This window comes from Pseudomonas sp. GW821-FHT01C01 (assembly GCF_059422645.1).
Genome location: NZ_JBWKXF010000014.1, coordinates 17,031 through 38,389 on the forward strand (window position 1 = coordinate 17,031; position 21,359 = coordinate 38,389).

Annotated in this window: 19 protein-coding genes and 2 tRNA genes; 1 reads left to right on the plus strand and 20 read right to left on the minus strand. The window is 58.4% G+C overall.

Annotated features, from left to right (window positions below):
* Window positions 1-48: 48 nt before the first annotated feature.
* From rpsO to rlmE, 14 genes are all read right to left on the minus strand, one after another.
* Window positions 49-318 (minus strand): 30S ribosomal protein S15, encoded by a 270-nt coding sequence (gene rpsO / locus AC07XF_RS11750; protein ID WP_011332409.1) that lies wholly within the window; start codon window positions 316-318, stop codon window positions 49-51.
* Between the two features lie 142 nt (window positions 319-460).
* Window positions 461-1,378, minus strand: coding sequence for a tRNA pseudouridine(55) synthase TruB (gene truB, locus AC07XF_RS11755; RefSeq protein WP_008018780.1), 918 nt, complete (start codon window positions 1,376-1,378; stop codon window positions 461-463).
* 3 nt (window positions 1,379-1,381) lie between these two features.
* A complete protein-coding gene (gene rbfA, locus AC07XF_RS11760; RefSeq protein ID WP_007973108.1) occupies window positions 1,382-1,783 on the minus strand; it encodes a 30S ribosome-binding factor RbfA in 402 nt (133 codons plus the stop codon).
* A 159-nt stretch (window positions 1,784-1,942) separates the two neighbouring features.
* The gene (gene infB, locus AC07XF_RS11765; protein ID WP_007993602.1) at window positions 1,943-4,468 is read right to left on the minus strand and encodes a translation initiation factor IF-2; all 2,526 of its coding nucleotides are present in this window, start codon (window positions 4,466-4,468) and stop codon (window positions 1,943-1,945) included.
* Window positions 4,469-4,495: 27 nt separating this feature from the next.
* A complete protein-coding gene (nusA, locus tag AC07XF_RS11770) occupies window positions 4,496-5,977 on the minus strand; it encodes a transcription termination factor NusA (RefSeq protein ID WP_007988680.1) in 1,482 nt (493 codons plus the stop codon).
* A gap of 59 nt (window positions 5,978-6,036) precedes the next feature.
* Window positions 6,037-6,495 carry a ribosome maturation factor RimP gene (gene rimP / locus AC07XF_RS11775; protein WP_007993601.1) on the minus strand — a complete coding sequence of 153 codons (459 nt, stop codon included), beginning with the start codon at window positions 6,493-6,495 and terminating at the stop codon, window positions 6,037-6,039.
* 138 nt (window positions 6,496-6,633) lie between these two features.
* Window positions 6,634-6,710 (minus strand) — tRNA-Met (locus AC07XF_RS11780).
* Between the two features lie 97 nt (window positions 6,711-6,807).
* A tRNA-Leu gene (locus AC07XF_RS11785) sits at window positions 6,808-6,893 on the minus strand.
* 22 nt (window positions 6,894-6,915) lie between these two features.
* A complete protein-coding gene (gene secG, locus AC07XF_RS11790; protein ID WP_017336473.1) occupies window positions 6,916-7,299 on the minus strand; it encodes a preprotein translocase subunit SecG in 384 nt (127 codons plus the stop codon).
* A 4-nt stretch (window positions 7,300-7,303) separates the two neighbouring features.
* Complete coding sequence (tpiA, locus tag AC07XF_RS11795; RefSeq protein ID WP_495026625.1) at window positions 7,304-8,059, minus strand: triose-phosphate isomerase; 756 nt, start codon at window positions 8,057-8,059, stop codon at window positions 7,304-7,306.
* A gap of 66 nt (window positions 8,060-8,125) precedes the next feature.
* A complete protein-coding gene (gene glmM, locus AC07XF_RS11800) occupies window positions 8,126-9,463 on the minus strand; it encodes a phosphoglucosamine mutase (RefSeq protein WP_495026626.1) in 1,338 nt (445 codons plus the stop codon).
* Window positions 9,464-9,479: 16 nt separating this feature from the next.
* A complete protein-coding gene (folP, locus tag AC07XF_RS11805) occupies window positions 9,480-10,331 on the minus strand; it encodes a dihydropteroate synthase (RefSeq protein ID WP_495026627.1) in 852 nt (283 codons plus the stop codon).
* A gap of 8 nt (window positions 10,332-10,339) precedes the next feature.
* Window positions 10,340-12,250 (minus strand): ATP-dependent zinc metalloprotease FtsH, encoded by a 1,911-nt coding sequence (ftsH, locus tag AC07XF_RS11810; protein WP_033047686.1) that lies wholly within the window; start codon window positions 12,248-12,250, stop codon window positions 10,340-10,342.
* 199 nt (window positions 12,251-12,449) lie between these two features.
* Window positions 12,450-13,082, minus strand: coding sequence for a 23S rRNA (uridine(2552)-2'-O)-methyltransferase RlmE (rlmE, locus tag AC07XF_RS11815; protein WP_495026628.1), 633 nt, complete (start codon window positions 13,080-13,082; stop codon window positions 12,450-12,452).
* A gap of 105 nt (window positions 13,083-13,187) precedes the next feature.
* Between rlmE and AC07XF_RS11820 the strand changes: the two genes are divergently transcribed.
* The gene (locus tag AC07XF_RS11820; protein WP_007942889.1) at window positions 13,188-13,496 is read left to right on the plus strand and encodes a YhbY family RNA-binding protein; all 309 of its coding nucleotides are present in this window, start codon (window positions 13,188-13,190) and stop codon (window positions 13,494-13,496) included.
* Between the two features lie 9 nt (window positions 13,497-13,505).
* Here the strand turns inward: AC07XF_RS11820 and AC07XF_RS11825 are convergent, their stop codons facing one another.
* The 6 genes from AC07XF_RS11825 to dnaJ form a co-directional block, all read right to left on the minus strand.
* Complete coding sequence (locus AC07XF_RS11825; protein WP_495026629.1) at window positions 13,506-13,910, minus strand: MFS transporter; 405 nt, start codon at window positions 13,908-13,910, stop codon at window positions 13,506-13,508.
* 28 nt (window positions 13,911-13,938) lie between these two features.
* Complete coding sequence (gene greA / locus AC07XF_RS11830; RefSeq protein WP_033063469.1) at window positions 13,939-14,415, minus strand: transcription elongation factor GreA; 477 nt, start codon at window positions 14,413-14,415, stop codon at window positions 13,939-13,941.
* Window positions 14,416-14,417: 2 nt separating this feature from the next.
* Entirely contained in the window at window positions 14,418-17,639 is a 3,222-nt protein-coding gene (carB, locus tag AC07XF_RS11835) for a carbamoyl-phosphate synthase large subunit (RefSeq protein WP_116260298.1), read from the minus strand.
* 117 nt (window positions 17,640-17,756) lie between these two features.
* Window positions 17,757-18,893, minus strand: coding sequence for a glutamine-hydrolyzing carbamoyl-phosphate synthase small subunit (carA, locus tag AC07XF_RS11840; RefSeq protein WP_495026630.1), 1,137 nt, complete (start codon window positions 18,891-18,893; stop codon window positions 17,757-17,759).
* A 259-nt stretch (window positions 18,894-19,152) separates the two neighbouring features.
* Window positions 19,153-19,956: a 4-hydroxy-tetrahydrodipicolinate reductase gene (gene dapB / locus AC07XF_RS11845; RefSeq protein ID WP_495026631.1), complete on the minus strand. Its 804-nt coding sequence runs from the start codon at window positions 19,954-19,956 to the stop codon at window positions 19,153-19,155.
* A gap of 10 nt (window positions 19,957-19,966) precedes the next feature.
* Window positions 19,967-21,091 carry a molecular chaperone DnaJ gene (dnaJ, locus tag AC07XF_RS11850; RefSeq protein ID WP_007988691.1) on the minus strand — a complete coding sequence of 375 codons (1,125 nt, stop codon included), beginning with the start codon at window positions 21,089-21,091 and terminating at the stop codon, window positions 19,967-19,969.
* Between the last annotated feature and the right edge of the window lie 268 nt (window positions 21,092-21,359).

Below are 21,359 nucleotides of genomic sequence, written 5' to 3' on the forward strand. Positions count from 1 at the left end.
GAAACCCGCTGACGCACGACAGACAACCAACCTCTAGCGCAATCGCTATTAGCGACGCAGACCCAGGCGAGCGATCAGAGCGCTGTAACGGCTCACGTCCTTGCCTTTCAGGTAGTCCAGCAGCTTACGACGCTGGTTAACCATGCGGATCAGACCACGACGGGAGTGGTGGTCTTTACCGTTGGCCTTGAAGTGACCTTGCAGTTTGTTGATGTTGGCGGTCAGCAGTGCAACTTGCACTTCTGGCGAACCAGTGTCACCAACAGCTTGCTGGTAGTCAGCTACGATTTGAGCTTTTTCTTGAACGTCGAGAGCCATGAGGCAATCCTTTTATCAGGAAACTGTTTCAGAAAAACAGTTTCAACAGGCCAGGGACAAATCCCTGTATCTAAAAATGAGTAGTGACCGTGCCTGTTGACAGCCACCCTCGCCAGCCTGCTGTTACACAGACTGGTTCCGGTCATTCTGACCGAATCAGTCGACGCGGCGCGATGCGCCCGTCTTCGCTCACTTCACCGATACCGATGAAGCGACCATTGTGATCCTGTACCCGCACCATGCCGAACTTCGGAGCATCCGGGGCACGCACCGGCTGGCCGTTGAGCCAGTAGAACGCGCTCGCTTCCGAGAACTGCAACAGTGGCCAATCGAGCAGGCCGCTGTCCGATGGCATCAGGAAGCGATCGACCGCCTCGTTGCCGCCTTCGGCATGTACTGCTTCCAGCTCTTCCAGGGTAACCGTCTGCGCCAGGGTGAATGGCCCGGCCTGGGTACGTCGCAGTTCTGCAACGTAAGCGCCACAACCGAGTTGCTCACCGATATCCTCCACCAGGGTACGGATATAGGTGCCTTTGCTGCAATCCACCGCCAGCCGCGCAGTATCACCTTCGAAGGCCAGCAATTCCAAGCGCGTAATAGTAACAGAACGCGGTTCGCGCTCCACTACTTCGCCAGCACGAGCCAGCTTGTACAGCGGCTGGCCATCACGCTTGAGTGCCGAGTACATCGGCGGTATCTGACTGATTTGGCCACGAAATTTCGGCAATACAGCCTCGATGTCGGCGCGACCAACGGTCACCGGACGTTCCTGCAAAACTTCACCTTCGGCATCCGCCGTCGTGGTGGTTTTGCCCAATTGCGCCAGGGTTTCATAACCCTTGTCGGAATCGAGCAGATATTGCGAGAACTTGGTGGCCTCGCCAAAGCACAGCGGCAACACGCCGCTGGCCAAGGGATCGAGACTGCCGGTATGACCTGCCTTTTCGGCATTGAGCAACCAGCGAACCTTCTGCAAGGCCGCGTTGGAGGTGAACCCCAGCGGCTTGTCGAGCAGGATTATGCCGCTGACGTTACGACGGATACGTTTGACCTGAGCCACCGATTACTCCTTGGTGTCTTCGGCTTCTGCCGCAACCGGATGCTGATTGTCTTCAGCCACTGCGCGCTCGATCAGGGCCGACAGGTGCGCACCACGCACGACGCTTTCGTCGTAGTGGAAGTGCAGCTGTGGAACGCTGCGCAGTTTCATCTCACGGGCCAGCTGCATGCGCAGGAAACCGGCGGCAGAGTTGAGCACCTTGATGCTTTGTGCGATTTCTTCGGCGCTGTCCTGCCCCATCACGGTGATGAAGATCTTGGCGTGACCGACGTCACGGCTGACTTCCACTGCGGTAATGGTGACCAGGCCGACGCGCGGGTCTTTGACTTCACGACGGATCAGTTGTGCCAGCTCGCGCTGCATCTGATCGCCGATACGCTGGGTACGGCTATATTCTTTTGCCATGTCTTGTTACCTGTTACTGCCCCACGGTGAAACCCGCAAGGTCTGAAAGCGGCAAACGCCCGGCCTGACAAAAGCCAGACCGGGCGTTGCGTTTAGAGTCCTGGTGACGAGTTGCGCATTTGCATGCGGCGACCCGTCACGGCTCTTGAAGTACGCGAGTTAGAGGCTGCGAGCAACCTGCACCTTCTCGAAGACTTCGATCTTGTCACCGACCTTGACGTCGTTGTAGCTCTTCACGCCGATACCGCATTCCATGCCGGCACGTACTTCGGAAGCGTCATCCTTGAAGCGGCGCAGGGATTCCAGCTCGCCTTCGAAGATAACGATGTCTTCACGCAGTACACGGATTGGACGGTTACGGTGAACGACACCTTCGATAACCATGCAACCGGCGATCGCGCCAAACTTCGGCGAACGGAACACGTCACGCACTTCGGCGATACCCAGGATGTTCTCGCGAACATCGCTGCCGAGCATGCCGGTCAGGGCTTTCTTGACGTCTTCGATGATGTCGTAGATCACGTTGTAGTAACGCATATCCAGACCTTCCTGCTCGACGATCTTGCGCGCGCCAGCATCGGCACGCACGTTGAAGCCGAACAGTACAGCGTTGGAGGCCAGTGCCAAGTTGGCATCGGATTCGGTGATACCACCGACGCCGCCACCGACCACACGCACTTGCACTTCGTCGTTACCCAGGCCGTTCAAGGCGCCGTTCAACGCTTCCAGCGAACCACGGACGTCGGATTTGAGGACGATGTTGAGCGTCTTCTTCTCTTCCTGCCCCATGCTTTCGAAGATGTTTTCCAGCTTGCCGGCGTGAGCACGAGCCAGTTTGACTTCACGGAACTTGCCTTGACGGAACAGAGCCACTTCACGGGCTTTCTTCTCGTCGGCAACCACGCTCATTTCGTCGCCGGCATCCGGAGTACCGTCCAGGCCGAGGATCTCGACAGGGATGGCAGGACCGGCTTCCTTGATGGCTTTGCCGTTCTCGTCGAGCATGGCGCGAACACGGCCATAGTTCGAACCGACCAGGACCATGTCGCCCTGGCGCAGCGTACCGTCCTGAACCAGAACGGTAGCTACCGGGCCGCGGCCCTTGTCCAGACGGGATTCGACCACGACACCACGGCCAGGAGCCGAAGGCGTAGCCGTCAGTTCCAGAACCTCGGCTTGCAGCAGAACGGCTTCGAGCAGTTCGTCGACACCGGTACCCATCTTCGCCGAGACCGGTACGAATGGAGTGTCACCACCCCACTCTTCCGACGTCACGCCGTGAACCGACAGTTCGCTACGGATGCGATCGAGATCGGCGCCCGGCTTGTCGATCTTGTTCACCGCGACAACCAGCGGAACGCCAGCAGCCTGAGCGTGCTGAACAGCTTCGATGGTCTGCGGCATCACGCCGTCGTCCGCTGCAACCACGAGGATCACGATGTCGGTTGCCTTCGCACCACGGGCACGCATCGCGGTAAACGCGGCGTGACCAGGGGTATCGAGGAACGTCACCATGCCACGGTCGGTTTCAACGTGGTATGCACCGATGTGCTGGGTGATGCCGCCGGCTTCGCCTGCTGCAACCTTGGCACGACGGATGTAGTCGAGCAGGGAAGTCTTACCGTGGTCAACGTGGCCCATTACGGTCACGACCGGCGCACGGGAAACTGCCTCGCCTTCAAACTTCAGGGACTCGGCCAGGGAATCTTCCAGGGCGGTGTCGCTGACCAGGGTCACTTTGTGGCCCAGCTCTTCGGCAACCAGTTGAGCAGTTTCCTGATCGAGTACCTGGTTGATGGTCGCTGGAGTACCCAGTTTGAACATGAACTTGATGATTTCAGCGGCCTTCACCGACATCTGTTGAGCGAGATCGCCAACAGTGATGGTTTCGCCGATCTTCACTTCGCGCACGACAGGGCCGGTTGGGCTCTGGAAACCGTGAGCGTTGCGCTTCTTCAGCTTGGCCTTGCCGCGACCACCACGACGGAAGCCATCGCTTTCTTCGTCGGTAGTACGTGGAGCAACGCGTGGAGCCGGCGCCTTTTCCTTGACCGAAGCACGATGCGGAGCGTTTTTGCGCTCGCCATCGCCGCCACCGCGACGACTGTTGTCGTCGGCACGTGGCTTGTCCGGACGACGCTGTTCGTCACGCTTGCGAGTGTCGGCCGCAGGAGCCGGGGCAGCCGCCACAACCGGAGCGCTTTCGCGCACAGGCTCGGCCACTGCGACAGGCGCTGCGACAGGTTCGGCAGGAGCGGTCTGCGCAGCAGCAGGCTGGCGGCGCGCTTCTTCTTCGGCGCGACGCTTGGCTTCTTCTTCAGCCTTCTGACGTGCAGCATTTTCTACTGCGCGACGTTCATCCAGTTCACGCTTGCGCTCGGCTTCGATTTCTTCCGGGCTGCGCTGTACGAAGACTTTCTTCTTGCGTACTTCAACGCTGATGCTTTTGCTGCCAGCAACCCGCAGGGTGCTGGTGGTTTTACGCTGCAGCGTAATCTTGCGTGGTTCTTCCACTTTCGCCTTGTGGCTGCTTTTCAAGTGAGTCAGCAACGATTGCTTCTCACTGTCAGTCACATGTTCTTCGGCGGCGGTGTGCGGCAGACCTGCCTCACGCATCTGCTGCAACAGGCGCTCTACCGGTGTTTTGACCTCATCGGCCAGTTGTTTCACCGTGACTTGCGTCATGCACTTCTCTCCTCAGGCCGCGCCTAATTACTCGAACCAGTGGGCTCGGGCGGCCATGATCAACTTGCCGGCACGATCATCGTCAATGCCGTCGATGTCGAGCAGGTCGTCAATAGACTGCTCGGCCAGGTCTTCGCGGGTAATTACGCCGCGCACCGCCAGTTCCATCGCCAAATCCTTGTCCATACCCTCAAGCGAGAGCAGGTCTTCGGCCGGATGGGCGTCTGCCAGCTTTTCCTCAGTAGCGATGGCTTTGGTCAACAAGCGATCCTTGGCACGAGCGCGAAGCTCGTTGACGATTTCCTCGTCAAAGCCGTCGATGTTGAGCATTTCTTCCAACGGTACGTAGGCAATCTCTTCCAGGCTGGTGAAGCCTTCATCAACCAGCACCTGAGCCAGCTCTTCGTCGACTTCCAGCTCGTCGATGAAGTTGCGCAGGATGTCGCCGGTTTCTGCTTGCTGTTTAGCCTGGATGTCCGATTCGGTCATCACGTTCAGGGTCCAGCCAGTCAACTGGCTGGCCAGACGCACGTTCTGACCACCGCGACCGATGGCCTGAGCCAGATTGTCTGCGCCAACGGCGATGTCCATTGCGTGGGCATCTTCGTCAACGATAATTGCCGCAACCTCGGCCGGGGACATGGCGTTGATCACGAACTGAGCCGGGTTGTCGTCCCACAGAACGATGTCAACACGCTCACCGCCCAACTCACCCGACACTGCCTGGACGCGCGAACCGCGCATACCGATGCAAGCGCCTTGCGGGTCGATGCGTTTGTCCTTGGAGCGAACGGCGATCTTGGCGCGCGAACCCGGATCACGGGACGCAGCCATCACTTCGATCAGGCCTTCGGCAATTTCCGGCACTTCGATGCGGAACAACTCGATCAGCATTTCCGGCGCGGTACGCGACAGGATCAACTGCGGGCCGCGGTTCTCGGTGCGGATTTCCTTGAGCAGCGCACGCAGGCGCACGCCAACCCGGAAAGTTTCGCGAGAAATGATGTCTTCACGGGCCAGCAACGCTTCAGCGTTGTTGCCCAGATCGACGATCACGTTGTCGCGGGTGACTTTTTTCACGGTGCCGGAGATGATTTCACCCAGGCGCTCGCGGTAAGCGTCAACAACCTGAGCGCGCTCGGCTTCGCGTACTTTCTGCACGATGACTTGCTTGGCAGTCTGTGCAGCAATGCGCCCGAACTCGATGGATTCGATTTTCTCTTCGACAACGTCACCGACCTTGGCGCCAGGATGCGTTTCGGCAACCTTGCTCGGCCAGGTTTCGATGGCCGGATCGTCCAGATCTGCTTCCTCGACGACCGTCCAGCGACGGAAAGTCTCGTAAGCGCCAGTGTGGCGATTGATTTCCACACGCAGATCAACTTCGTCTTCAAAACGCTTTTTGGTCGCAGTAGCCAGAGCCAGCTCCAGCGCTTCAAAAATCACGTTTGCCGGTACGCCCTTTTCATTGGATACCGACTCAACAACCAGCAGTACTTCTTTGCTCATCGTACGCCTCGCCTTTCGCAAGCCATTGGATCCGCGGGATCCGCAGTATCTGGCACGCCTCAGTCAAAACTGGGAATAATGTTGGCCTTGTCGATCATATCGATCGGCAACAGGAACTCATGGTCTTCTACTTGCACCACGACATCCTGCTCTTCTACGCCGCGCAGAAGGCCCTGAAAGTTGCGTCGTCCTTCAAAAGGCGAGCGCAGCTTGATCTTCACTTGTTCACCGGCAAATTTTGCAAACTGCTCAAGAGTGAACAGCGGGCGTTCCATGCCAGGCGAGGAAACTTCAAGGGTGTATTCAACGGCGATTGGATCTTCAACATCCAGCACACCGCTGATCTGACGGCTGACGATGGCGCAATCGTCCACCAGCACGCCGCCTTCTTTATCGATATAAACGCGCAACATTGAGTGGCGACCCTGGGCCGAAAACTCAATACCCCAGCATTCATAGCCTAGGGCCACGACCACCGGGGCCAGCAAGGCCTGCAACTCTTCTAGCTTGCTCGACACCTGAACCCCCTAGTGCATGTATGTGCATGCTATGCAAAATAAAAAAATGGGCTAAACGCCCATCCTTGAAACGCCGTCGAACAGCGGCGTTGAAAGTGTCCAGCTAACAAAAAGCCCCTTAAAAGGGGCTCCTTAAACTGGTTGCGGGGGCCGGATTTGAACCGACGACCTTCGGGTTATGAGCCCGACGAGCTACCAGACTGCTCCACCCCGCGACAAAGCTGGGGCGGAAGTATACGACCGATCCCCTACAGGGTCAATGTAACCTTCCACCTGCAAGAAAGCCCGCAACAGCGGGCTCTCCTGACTAATTGGTACCGAGAAGGGGACTCGAACCCCTACACCCTATGGGCACAACCACCTCAAGGTTGCGTGTCTACCAATTCCACCACCTCGGCAATACTACGTTTGAAACCCTTCTTACTTCTGCTCTTGAGCTGGAGGCACGTCAGTCGCTGGAGTAGCCGACTTTTGCTCTTGAAGCACCGGGACATCATCAGAAGCCGGTTGTTGCTTTGGCACTTCCAGTACCGCCGGGTTTGGGAGACCTACTTGAGTCAGCTGGTGAGCCTTCTCTTTAGCAAAGTAACCTAACCCCAAGCTGGTTATGAAAAAACCTGCGGCAAGTATAGCAGTAAACTTACTAAGAAAGGTAGAGGAACCTTGGCTTCCGAACACAGTATTTGAAGCACCTGCTCCGAAAGACGCGCCAGCGTCCGCACCCTTACCCTGCTGCAGCAAAACCAGAGCTACTACGCCCAATGCACCCAGCAGATGAAAAACGACTACGACTGTTTCCAGCATTTTTTCAGTTTCCCGCGGCGCGACAAATCGCACCGAACTCATCTGCATTCAGGGAAGCCCCACCAATGAGACCCCCATCGATATCCGGCATGCCGAACAGTTCGACCGCATTGGCCGCCTTCACGCTGCCGCCGTATAGAAGCCGCACACCTTGCGCGACCTCAGAATTCTCTGCCGCCAACTGGGCGCGAATGGCTGCGTGCACATCCTGCGCCTGCTGTGGCGTTGCAGTCAGTCCGGTGCCAATGGCCCAGACCGGTTCATAAGCGATCACTGCCTTGGCAAAGGCACCGACACCCAGCTCCTCAATGATACTGCCCAGCTGACGCGAGACAACCTCAAGAGTCTTTCCGGCTTCACGCTGCTCAAGGGTTTCCCCTATGCACAACACCGGAACCAAGCCGCATGCCTGTGCCGCTGCGAACTTGCGGATCAGCATTCCGTCCTGCTCGCCCATAATCTGGCGGCGTTCGGAGTGCCCGACAAGCACCAGGGAACAACCTGCATCCACCAACTGACTCGGCGCAACTTCACCGGTCAACGCACCTTGCCCGGACTCCACCGCAGAATTCTGCGCGCCGACCGAAATCGACTTTCCTTTCAAGCCATCAATCACTTGATTGATATGCAGGAAAGGCGGGAATACCGCTACATCAACACTGCTCGGCAAGGCCAAGTCACGAAGGCCGTTGATCAGCTCAGCGACGCTGGCGCGGGTACCGTGCATCTTCCAGTTACCAGCTACCATAGGGCGACGCATGCTGTACCTCGTCGGTCAAAGTGGGCGCAGATGTTACCCAACACAATCAAGGCTGGCAAGCCGAATTCAGGCAGAAACTTCAGTAACCAGTTTTGCCAGCTCTTCGGCATAGCCACGAACCTGCGTTTCGTCCTCGCCCTCGACCATCACACGCACCAGCGGCTCGGTTCCGGACTTGCGCAACAGCACGCGCCCCCGACCTGCCATGGCCTTGGTCACACGCTCGCTGGCTTCCTTGACCGACGGATGATCGAGAGGGCTTGCGCCGCCGCCGAAACGCACATTGATCAACACCTGAGGGCACTTGCGCAGCGCCTGCCGGGATTGCGCCAGGCCTTCGTCACGCGTGCGCAGCGCCATCAACACCTGCAGCGCCGCAATGATTGCATCACCTGTAGTGGTATGGCTGAAGCACACGATGTGCCCGGAGTTCTCACCACCTACGATCCAGTTGCGCTCCAGCAGCTCGGCAATGACGTAGCGGTCACCGACATTGGCACGCACGAATGGAATACCCAGATCAGCCAGGGCCAGCTCCAGCCCCAGGTTACTCATCAAGGTTCCGACCACGCCGCCCTGCAGCTTGTTGCGCTCATGCAGATCACGGGCAATGATGAACAGCAATTCGTCGCCATCCACCACCGCCCCCGTGTGATCGACCATCTGAACGCGGTCGCCGTCACCATCAAACGCGATACCCAGATCGGCGTGCTCAGCCACGACGGCAGCCTGCAGCTGCCCCATATGGGTCGAACCGCAATTGTCGTTGATGTTCAAACCATTCGGCTGCGCCGACAGTACGACGACTTCAGCACCCAACTCGCGGAACACGCTCGGCGCCACTTTGTAAGTCGCACCGTGAGCGCAGTCGATCACGATTTTCAGACCCGAGAAGCTAGTGCCGGTCGGCACGCTGCTCTTGCAGAATTCGATATAGCGTCCCGACGCATCGTTGATTCGCGACACCTTGCCGATCTTGCTCGATTCCACCACGGTCATTGGCGTATCAAGCAATTCTTCAATCATCAGCTCGACTTCATCCGGAAGCTTGGTGCCCTTGCCGGAGAAGAACTTGATGCCATTGTCATCATGCGGATTGTGCGACGCACTGATGACGATGCCAGCCTCGGCATGAAAGGTGCGCGTCAGGTATGCAATCGCCGGGGTCGGCATCGGCCCCAAAAGCATCACATCGGCACCTGCCGACGTCAGCCCTGCTTCAAGTGCCGACTCGAACATGTAGCCGGAGATCCGAGTGTCCTTACCCACCAATACCTTGCAGGCACCCATCTTGCGGAACGCCATGCCTGCAGCCCAGCCGAGCTTGAGCATGAAATCAGGAGTAATCGGGTACTCACCGACGCGTCCACGAATACCATCGGTGCCAAAATATTTTTTGCTCATAAGTGCTCCATCATTCTTATTCGGCTGATTCCACTGCGGCGATCATCCGGACCACATCCACTGTTTCGGCTACATCATGGACGCGCAATATACGCGCACCTTTCGCCGAAGCCAGCGCCGCGAGCGCCAAACCACCATACAGTCGGTCTTCCACCGGACGATTCAATGCCTGACCAATCATGCTCTTTCGCGAAACCCCGACCAACAGGGGCCGCCCCAAGGCATGCAGGGCTTCCATATGTTTGAACAAGCTCAGGTTGTGCTGCAAGGTCTTGGCGAAGCCGAATCCGGGGTCAAGAATGATCCGCTCAGCTGGAATACCCGCCATTGAACACTGATGCATGCGCTCGGCGAGAAACTCACCGACTTCCCTTGTAACGTTCTGATACTGCGGATTGTCCTGCATATCGCCTGGTTCTCCCAGCATATGCATCAGGCAAACCGGTAGTCCGGTGGCTGCCGCTGCATCCAGCGCGCCATCGCGACGCAACGAACGCACATCATTGATCAACCCGGCACCCAGGCGAGCAGTTTCACGCATGACCGCTGGCGTGGAGGTATCGACCGAGATGATGACGTCCAACTCGCGACTGATGCGCTCGACAATGGGCGCTACGCGCTCCAGTTCCTCCAGTGGCGACACCGCCCTGGCCCCAGGACGAGTGGATTCGCCACCGACATCGATCAGCGTCGCGCCGGCCGCCACCATGGCCTCGGCGTGGCGCATGGCCGCGTCGAGCTGGCTGTATTGGCCACCATCGGAGAAAGAATCAGGAGTGACATTGAGAATGCCCATGACATGCGTCTGGGCCAAATCAAGAACCCGGTTGCCGCAAGGCAACCGGGTCGAGGACTGAACAGAAGTCATTTCAAACCTTATACGTCAGCAGCAGGACCGCCGATCGGCGTTTCCGGACGCTCATCCTGCACCACCGGAGGGGTGCCGGAAGTACCCGTGCCACCCGACCAGTCGCGCGGCTCACGAGGCGTACGACCCGCCATGATGTCGTCGATCTGCTCGGCATCGATTGTTTCGTACTTCATCAAGGCATCAGCCATCGCATCGAGCTTGTCACGGTTGTCCGTGAGAATCTGCTTCGCCGTGCCATAGCACTGATCGATGATACTGCGCACTTCGGAGTCGATCAGCTTGGCTGTTTCGCCGGAGAAACTTGCATTCTGACCACCACCACCGCGACCGAGGAACACTTCTCCCTCTTCTTCGGCATACATCAATGGACCGAGTTTTTCCGAAAGGCCCCACTTGGTCACCATGTTCCGCGCAATCTGGCTGGCGCGCATGATGTCGTTGGAAGCACCGGTGGTCACACCATCGAAGCCCAGGGTCATTTCTTCAGCGATACGACCGCCGTACAACGAGCAGATCTGGCTGATCAATGCACGCTTGGACAGGCTGTAACGATCTTCTTCCGGGAGGAACATGGTCACACCCAGCGCACGACCACGCGGGATGATCGACACCTTGTACACCGGATCATGCTCAGGCACGACACGTCCCACAATGGCGTGGCCCGCTTCGTGATAAGCCGTGTTCTGTTTTTCTTTCTCGGACATGACCATGGATTTGCGCTCGGCGCCCATCATGATCTTGTCTTTCGCCAGTTCGAATTCTTTCATCTCGACGATGCGCTTGCCGGCACGGGCAGCGAACAACGATGCCTCGTTCACCAGGTTGGCCAGATCGGCACCCGAGAACCCTGGAGTACCACGAGCGATCACGGCCGGAGCCACGTCGTCGCCCATCGGCACTTTGCGCATGTGAACCTTGAGAATCTGTTCGCGACCACGGATGTCTGGCAGACCTACCACAACCTGACGGTCGAAACGGCCCGGACGCAGCAGCGCAGGGTCCAGCACATCAGGACGGTTGGTGGCGGCAATCACGATGATGCCGTCATTCATTTCAAAGCCGTCCATCTCGACCAGCAACTGGTTGAGAGTCTGCTCGCGCTCGTCGTGACCACCACCCATGCCGGCACCACGATGGCGACCGACAGCGTCGATCTCGTCGATGAAGATGATGCATGGAGCGTGTTTCTTGGCCTGCTCGAACATGTCACGAACACGGCTGGCACCCACACCGACGAACATTTCGACGAAGTCAGAACCGGAAATGGTGAAAAACGGTACTTTGGCTTCGCCGGCAATGGCCTTGGCCAGCAAGGTTTTACCGGTACCCGGAGGACCGACCATCAGCACACCGCGAGGAATGCGACCGCCCAGGCGCTGGAACTTGCCCGGATCACGCAGGAACTCGACCAGCTCGCCGACTTCTTCCTTGGCCTCGTCGCAACCGGCAACGTCAGCCAGGGTAGTTTTCACCTGATCTTCGGAGAGCAGGCGCGCCTTGCTTTTACCAAAGCTCATCGGCCCACCCTTGCCACCTGCACCGCCCTGCATCTGCCGCATGAAGAACATGAACACGGCAATGATTACCAGGATCGGGAAGCTGGCGACCAGGAGCTGGGTCCAGATACTTTGCTGTTCAGGCTGCTTGCCTTCGACCACAACGTGGTTATCCACCAGATCGCCGATCAGGCCGTTGTCCTGGATCGCCGGGCGAATGGTCTTGAAGCTGTCGCCATCGTTGCGTTTGCCGGTAATCACGTAGCCATCAACCGCCACGCGCTCGACCTTGCCATCCTTGACCTGCTGGATGAAGTCGGAATAGTTGAGGGTTTGCGGCTCGTTAGGACTGGAGAAGTTGTTCATCACCGTCACCAGGACAGCCGCGATGATCAACCACAGGATCAGATTCTTTGCCATATCGTTCAATTAACTACCCTCTGAAGCAAGCTCCGCTACTGACGCGCGCTTCGCATGATATTCACCGGCCTAACTTACTACATTACCTACGACTTGGCAGGCGCCGTCTGTAACCCTTTGTGAAACACTTCCTACACAATATTCGCTAATTCTGACAAGGCGTAATACAAAAATCCTATCACCCTGATCGAAAACTCACTCATCCCTCACTGCGTCCGCGGAAACCACGGCCCAGCAGGTACTGCTCGCGAGAACGGTCGCGCGACGAGGTCGGCTTGCGCATCTGGACCTTCTCGAACTGCTGGCGAACGCTTTTGTGGAACTCGTCGAAGCCTTCACCCTGGAAGATCTTGATCAAAAAATCACCACCAGGCTTCAACACCCTAGTCGAAAGATCCAGTGCCAACTCGCACAGGAACATCGCTCGCGGCATGTCTACGGCGGGTAATCCACTCATATTGGGGGCCATATCGGAAATCACAAGGTCTACTTCCTTATTTCCGACGGCCTCGAGGATCTGAGCCAGCACGGCATCCTCGGTAAAGTCGCCCTGAATGAAGGTCACGTCCGGGATGCTGTCCATTTCCAGAATGTCAGAAGCGATCAGTGTCCCCTGCCCGCCAATCAGACGACTGGTCACCTGGGACCACCCACCGGGGGCCGCACCAAGGTCGATTACGCTCATTCCAGGGCGGATCAGACGATCCTTTTCCTGGATCTCCAGCAGTTTGTAGCTGGCGCGGGAACGGTACCCGTCTTTTTGTGCCATTTTGACGAATGGGTCGTTGAAATGTTCTTGCAGCCACTTAAGGCTTGTCTTGGAACGGGCCACGGGATACCTCGGAAGTAAAACGGGTCGTGATTAACTGGGCGGTCCCGGACTCGCTCGGGTAAACTGGCCGCCGCTTTTTACAAGATCAGACGCAGGGGTCAGATTATGCCGCTCACTCAAGAGCAGAAGAAACAGTACAAATCCATTGGCCACCATCTGAAACCAGTTTTGATTGTGGCAGACAATGGTTTGACTGAAGGTGTGTTAGCCGAACTTGAACGCGCTTTGGCGGATCACGAGCTGATCAAAATCAAGCTCAACATCCTCGATCGCGAATCGCGCCTGGCGTCCATTGCAGAACTCTGCAAGGTCGGCAAAGCGGACCTGGTTCAGGTCATCGGCAAGATGGCACTGATCTACCGCAAGAACTTCAGCGTCAACAAGCAGCTGTCGAACGTCCATCGCTTCAAGTGATGACAAGGGTCAAGGGTGTGCTTCGCGCACCCTGCCACTCCATCCCGGCACTGGCTGCAACACCAGTACAACCCCGGTAAAGCCCAGAACAAGATAGCTGAACGCCTGCCAACGCACGGCATCCGGCCAGCCGAAACGCACCGCGAAGTACATCGCGCACGCATACAGCGCCATCAGCAACAGTTGCCCGCGAATATCCCGCCATAGACTGGCAAGGCCCTCGGCCTTTATCAGCACCAAAGCCTGGAATACCAAACACGCCGTAGCGAACCCCACTACCAGCGTATTGAGCGTGCCTGCGATTTCGTCGATCAGTAGCGGCGCCAGGCCAATTCGTCCCAGCACCGGCAACAGACCGATTTGCAATAGCCACAAGCCGCCGACCCACAACATCTGGGTCAGTTGCCAAAGCATGGCGCCCGCACGAAACGGGCGCCGGCCTTCAGATGTGGCGGACTTCGACAATCTCGTACTCGATAACGCCGCCAGGCGTTTTGACTGCAACCACATCACCCTCTTCCTTGGCAATCAAGGCGCGGGCAATCGGCGAGCCGACAGAGATCTTGCCGAGCTTGATGTCAGCCTCGTCCTCACCAACGATCTGGTAAGTCACGCTTTCATCGGTTTCGACGTTGGCGATTTCGACGGTTGTGCCGAAAATCACCTTGCCGCTGTGAGGAATGGTCGTCACATCGATAACCACCGCATTCTGCATGCGGCCTTCGATATCACGGATCCGTGCCTCGACCATACCCTGCTGCTCACGGGCAGCGTGGTATTCGGCATTTTCCTTCAAGTCACCCAACTCGCGGGCCGTACCGATGTCCTGGCTGAGCTTCGGACGAACGACCTTGGTCAGGTGAGTGTGCTCTTCTTCCAGGGCGCGAGCGCCCTGAACGGTCATTGGGTACTTCGTTATGCTCATGCCTTCAATCCTGCGTGTAGATCCTGCAAGCGGCGCACGGTCTTCTCGGGACCGAACTTCAGCGCTTCGCAGATGGCTTCGCCAGCAGCAATGGTGGTGGTGCAATAAATCTTGTGCTGCAGGGCATTACGACGAATGGAGTACGAATCAGCGATCGACTGACGACCTTCGGTGGTGTTGATGATCAGCGTGACTTCGTCATTCTTGATCATGTCGACCACGTGCGGACGACCTTCGGTCACCTTGTTCACACGGCGCACTTTCAGGCCCGCCGCCTCGATCAGCTTGGCAGTACCGGCAGTGGCAACCACTTCGAAGCCCAAGTTGATCAGATCACGGGCCACGCCCGCAACCAGTGGCTTGTCGTCGTCACGCACACTGATGAACGCAGTACCGCCGGTCGGCAGCACTTCGCTGGCACCCATCTGAGCCTTGGCGAACGCTTCACCGAAGGTGTCGCCAACGCCCATCACTTCACCGGTGGACTTCATCTCTGGGCCGAGGATCGGGTCAACGCCAGGGAATTTGGCGAATGGGAACACCGCCTCTTTCACGCTGTAGAAGTTCGGAATGATTTCCTTGGTGAAACCCAATTCTTTCAGGGTTTTACCGGCCATCACGCGAGCAGCGATCATCGCCAGGGAAACACCAATGCACTTGGACACGAACGGTACGGTACGGGAAGCGCGCGGGTTGACTTCGATGACGTAGATGTCTTCGCCTTGCAGAGCCAACTGAACGTTCATCAGGCCGACCACACCCAGTTCCAGGGCCATTTTCTTGACCTGTTCGCGCATCTCGTCCTGGATGTGCGCCGGCAGCGAGTACGGCGGCAGCGAGCAAGCGGAGTCACCGGAGTGAACGCCGGCCTGCTCGATGTGCTGCATGATCGCGCCGATTACCACGTCCTTGCCGTCGCAAACCGCATCCACGTCCATTTCGATGGCGCAGTTGAGGAAGTGGTCCAGCAGCACCGGGCTGTCGTTGGACACTTGAACCGCTTCACGCAGGTAGCGCTTGAGTTCTTCTTCTTCGTAAACGATTTCCATCGCACGACCGCCCAGTACGTAGGACGGACGCACCACCAGCGGGTAGCCGATCTTGGCAGCAGCGCGAATCGCTTCGTCTTCGCTGCGCACGGTGGCGTTTGGCGGCTGACGCAGGTTCAGGCGCTGGACCATTTGCTGGAAACGCTCGCGGTCTTCGGCACGGTCGATGGCGTCAGGGCTGGTGCCGATGATTGGCACGCCAGCGGCTTCCAGGGCACGCGCCAGCTTCAGCGGGGTCTGGCCGCCGTACTGGACGATCACGCCTTTTGGCTTCTCGACGCGGACGATTTCCAGTACGTCTTCCAGGGTAACCGGTTCGAAGTACAGACGATCGGAAGTGTCGTAGTCGGTGGAAACGGTTTCCGGGTTGCAGTTGACCATGATGGTCTCGTACCCGTCATCGCGCAGGGCCAGTGCCGCGTGTACACAGCAGTAGTCGAACTCGATGCCCTGGCCGATACGGTTCGGACCGCCACCCAGGATCATGATCTTGTCGCGACCCGATGGTGCGGCTTCGCACTCTTCCTCGTACGTCGAGTACAGGTAAGCAGTATCGGTGGCGAACTCGGCGGCGCAAGTGTCGACGCGCTTGTAGACCGGGAAGATTTCCAGCTTGTGACGGTGAGCGCGCAGGCTCTTCTCGGTCACACCCAGCAGCTTGGCCAGGCGCATATCGGAGAAGCCTTTGCGCTTGAGGCGGAACATCAGATCGCGGTCGATGCTGGTCAGGCCCAGGGTCTTGACCTTCTCTTCTTCCTTGATCAGATCTTCCATCTGCACCAGGAACCAAGGATCGATCATGGTCATGCCGAAGATGTCTTCAACACTCATGCCGGCACGCATTGCGTCCGCCACGTACCAGATACGCTCGGCGCCCGGCACGGTCAGCTCGCGCTTGAGTACGCTCATGCTTTCCGGATTTGCCAGATCAACCTTCTCGTCCAGACCGCAAACACCGACTTCCAGGCCACGCAGGGCTTTCTGCAGGGATTCCTGGAAGGTACGGCCGATGGCCATGACTTCACCCACCGACTTCATCTGGGTGGTCAGGCGCGCATCAGCCTTGGCGAATTTCTCGAAGGCAAAGCGTGGCAGCTTGGTGACGACGTAGTCGATGGACGGCTCGAAGGACGCCGGAGTCTTGCCACCGGTGATGTCGTTCGACAGTTCGTCGAGGGTGTAACCGACAGCCAGTTTGGCCGCGACCTTGGCGATCGGGAAACCAGTGGCTTTCGAAGCCAGTGCCGAGGAACGCGATACACGCGGGTTCATCTCGATCACGACCATGCGGCCAGTGTTCGGGCAGATACCGAACTGAACGTTGGAACCGCCGGTTTCCACGCCGATCTCGCGCAGTACCGCCAGGGAGGCGTTACGCAGGATCTGGTATTCCTTGTCGGTCAGGGTCTGTGCAGGAGCCACGGTGATCGAGTCACCGGTATGCACGCCCATCGGGTCGAAGTTTTCGATGGAGCAGACGATGATGCAGTTGTCCTTCTTATCGCGGACAACCTCCATTTCGTATTCTTTCCAGCCGATCAGCGATTCGTCGATCAGCAGTTCCTTGGTCGGCGACAGGTCCAGACCACGGGCGCAGATTTCTTCGAACTCTTCACGGTTGTAAGCGATACCGCCACCGGTGCCGCCCATGGTGAAGGACGGACGGATGATGCACGGGAAGCCGAGCTTCTCGAGGACCGCGTTGGCCTCTTCCATGCTGTGGGCGATGCCGGAGCGCGGGCACGCCAGGCCGATGGACTTCATCGCCTTGTCGAAACGCGAACGGTCTTCAGCCTTGTCGATGGTGTCAGCGTTGGCACCGATCATTTCTACGCCGAACTTCTCCAGAACGCCTTCGCGCTCCAGGTCCAGTGCGCAGTTCAGGGCGGTCTGGCCACCCATGGTCGGCAGCAGCGCGTCCGGACGTTCTTTCTCGATGATCTTGGCAACGGTCTGCCACTTGATCGGCTCGATGTAGGTGGCGTCGGCCATGGCCGGGTCGGTCATGATGGTGGCCGGGTTGGAGTTCACCAGGATGACGCGGTAACCCTCCTCGCGCAGGGCTTTACAGGCCTGGGCGCCGGAGTAGTCGAATTCGCAGGCCTGGCCGATCACGATCGGGCCAGCGCCGAGAATCAGGATGCTTTTAATGTCTGTACGTTTTGGCATGGGTTTGTCACTCAAATCCGCAGGTCAGTCGGCAAGCCGTCTTGTTCAATCTCTGAAGACTTGAGGGGGCCACCGGTGCGGGGCCACCCTCAAGCTTTGCAACATCAGGGCGAGCGATCAGCGTCGCTTGGCCATCTCGTTGATGAAGCGATCGAACAATGGCGCTACGTCGTTCGGGCCAGGGCTGGCTTCAGGGTGACCCTGGAAGCTGAAGGCGCTCTTGTCGGTACGCTCGATACCTTGCAGGGTGCCGTCGAACAGCGATTTGTGGATCGCGCGAACGTTGGCCGGCAGGGTCTCTTCGTCTACGGCAAAGCCGTGGTTCTGGCTGGTGATCATCACCACGCCGCTGTCCAGGTCCTGGACGGGGTGGTTGGCGCCGTGGTGGCCGTGACCCATTTTCAGGGTCTTGGCGCCGGAGGCCAGGGCCAGCAGCTGGTGACCGAGGCAGATACCGAAGACCGGGATCTCGGTTTCCAGCACATCCTTGATCGCCTGGATAGCGTAGTCGCAAGGCTCCGGATCACCAGGACCGTTGGACAGGAACACGCCGTCCGGCTTCAGCGCCAGCACATCGGCAGCAGGCGTTTGAGCAGGCACGACGGTCACGCGGCAACCGCGCTCGACCAGCATGCGCAGGATGTTCACTTTGACGCCGTAGTCGTAGGCAACCACGTGGTACGGCAGCTCGGAGGCTTCGATGGTTGCGTGGCTGTCGGTTTTCAGATCCCAGACAGTCGAGCGCCACTCATAGCTTTCCTTGGTGCTGACGACTTTCGCCAGGTCCATGCCTTTGAGGCCCGGGAAACCCTGGGCGGCAGCGATGGCGGCCTCTTCGGAAATGTTGTCGCCGGCCATGATGCAGCCGTTCTGCGCGCCTTTTTCACGCAGGATGCGCGTCAGGCGGCGGGTGTCGATACCGGCGATGGCCACAACATTGTTGGCCTTCAGGTAGTCGGACAGGGACATCGTGTTACGCCAGTTGCTCGCCACCAGTGGCAGGTCACGGATGACCAGGCCGGCAGACCAGACGCGGTTGGACTCGGCGTCTTCCGGCGTGGTGCCGGTGTTGCCGATGTGCGGGTAAGTCAGGGTAACGATTTGTTGGGCGTAGGAAGGATCGGTAAGGATTTCCTGATAGCCGGTCATTGCGGTGTTGAACACCACCTCACCAACGGTCTGACCGTCGGCTCCAATGGCTTCGCCGCGAAAAATGCTGCCATCAGCAAGGGCGAGTATGGCTGGCTTAGTCAAGAAGACCTCCCGTAAATAAAGCCTGAAAGGGCGATCGCAGGTTGTAAAAAAGCGGAGTGACGTATGGACACGTCACCCCGCTTCTTCACTGAATTATTCTGCGCGCTTTTAGTGGACACACTAAAGCTGTAGCTTACAGAAAAAGGCATTTTTGGTCTACCGCCAATGAGCCTTAAAGGCTGGAGAATGCGACAGGACGTCGCTTGGCGGAACAAAACCGGGCTCAAACGCTGTGCGCGAGCCCGATTTCGGGTGCATCTTAACGCAGGTCGAGCACGTCCTGCATGTCGTAAAGGCCAGGCTCGCGCCCATCCAGCCACAACGCCGCACGTACCGCACCCTTGGCGAACGTCATGCGACTGGACGCCTTGTGAGTGATCTCGACACGCTCGCCATCGGCAGCGAACAGCACGGTGTGATCGCCAACGATGTCGCCGGCGCGCACGGTGGCAAAACCGATCGTCTCGCGCTCGCGAGCGCCGGCCTGACCCTCACGACCGTATACGGCCACTTTCTTCAGATCACGCCCCAGCGCATCGGCAATCACCTCACCCATGCGCACGGCAGTGCCGGACGGCGCATCGACCTTATGCCGATGATGAGCTTCGGTGATTTCGATATCGACATCGTCACCCAGTACGCGAGCTGCCGTGTCGAGCAACTTCAGGCACAGATTGACCCCGACGCTGAAGTTAGCCGCGAAGACAATCGGAATGTCCTTGCCCGCGTCCGCCAACAACTGCTTTTCTTCAACACTGAAGCCGGTGGTACCGATGATCATCGCCTTGCCGTGCTTACGGCAGAAAGCGAGGTTCTTCAGGGTCACCGTCGGGTGCGTGAAGTCGATCAGCACGTCGAACTCATCAACCACCCGATCCAGATCGCCGGACAGCGGTACGCCGATACGACCCAGCGCAGCCAACTCGCCAGCATCCGCGCCGACCAGCGTGCTATCAGGACGATCCACTGCCGCCGTCAGCCCGGCGCCCGGTGTCTGGTGCACCGCTTCAATCAGGGTCTTGCCCATGCGCCCGGCGGCGCCCATCACTGCAATACGTCGCATGCCTGTCTCCTTACAAATCGCCGAAGAAGCGCTTCACGCCTTCGAACCAACCGGTGGTTTTCGGCGAATGGCTGTTATCGTCCGCCAGCGAACTGCGGAACTCCTCGAGCATTTCACGCTGGCGACGGCTCAGGTTGACCGGAGTCTCGACCGCCACACGGCACATCAAGTCACCGGCACCGCCACCACGCACTGGCGCGACACCCTTGCCACGAACACGGAACTGCTTGCCGGTCTGGGTTCCCTCGGGGATCTTCAGCTTGACCCGGCCATCAAGGGTCGGAATCTCCAGCTCGCCACCCAGCGCCGCATCGACGAAGCTGATTGGCACTTCGCAAAACAGGTGCTTGCCGTCGCGCTGGAAAATCGAGTGCTCACGCACGTTGATCACCACGTACAGGTCGCCAGTCGGACCACCATGAGCGCCCGCCTCGCCTTCGCCGGACAGACGAATACGATCACCGGTATCGACACCGGCCGGCACTTTCACCGACAGGGTCTTGTACTCTTCGACACGACCTTCGCCATGGCAGGAATCGCACGGATCGGAAATGATCTTGCCCTGGCCATGGCAGCGCGGGCAGGTCTGCTGCACCGAGAAGAAGCCTTGCTGCATGCGCACCTGGCCGATGCCGCCGCAAGTCGGGCAAGTCACCGGAGAAGAACCTTTCTTGGCACCAGAGCCATCGCACGGCTTGCAGTTGACCAGTGTCGGAACGCGGATGTTCACGGTCGTACCGCGTACCGCTTCTTCCAAGTCCAGTTCCAGGGTGTAGCGCAAGTCACTGCCGCGCTGGGCACCACCACGGGAACCGCCGCGACCGCCACCGAAGAAGTCACTGAAGACATCGCCAAAGATGTCGGAGAAGTTCTGACCACCGAAACCGGCACCGCCGCCACCCATGCTCGGGTCGACACCGGCATGGCCGTACTGGTCGTACGCCGCGCGCTTGCTGGAATCCGACAGCACTTCGTAGGCCTCGTTGGCCTCCTTGAACATCTCTTCCGACGCTTTGTCATCGGGATTACGGTCCGGGTGGTGCTTCATCGCCAGGCGACGGTAGGCCTTTTTCAGGTCTGCTTCGCTTGAGCCACGCTCAACACCCAACACTTCGTAATAGTCACGCTTTGCCATAAGTCTTTGCACTCTTAAGGACGTCCGACACAACCCTCCTGAGTCTGCCGAACTCGTTGAGCCCCAATACAGGCCCGGACCCAACTCACGTCAATTCAACGATCCTGGTCTTTGATTCGATGCGGTACTTGCGGCTCGAAAAGCAGGAGCATTTCCGGCCATACCACCAACATCCGAACTTCGTCGCATGCTGTAAAAATTCGCGTATTCCAGACACGCCAACGCGGGAGCAAGCTCCCGCGCGGCGACATCCTACCAGTCACCGCCT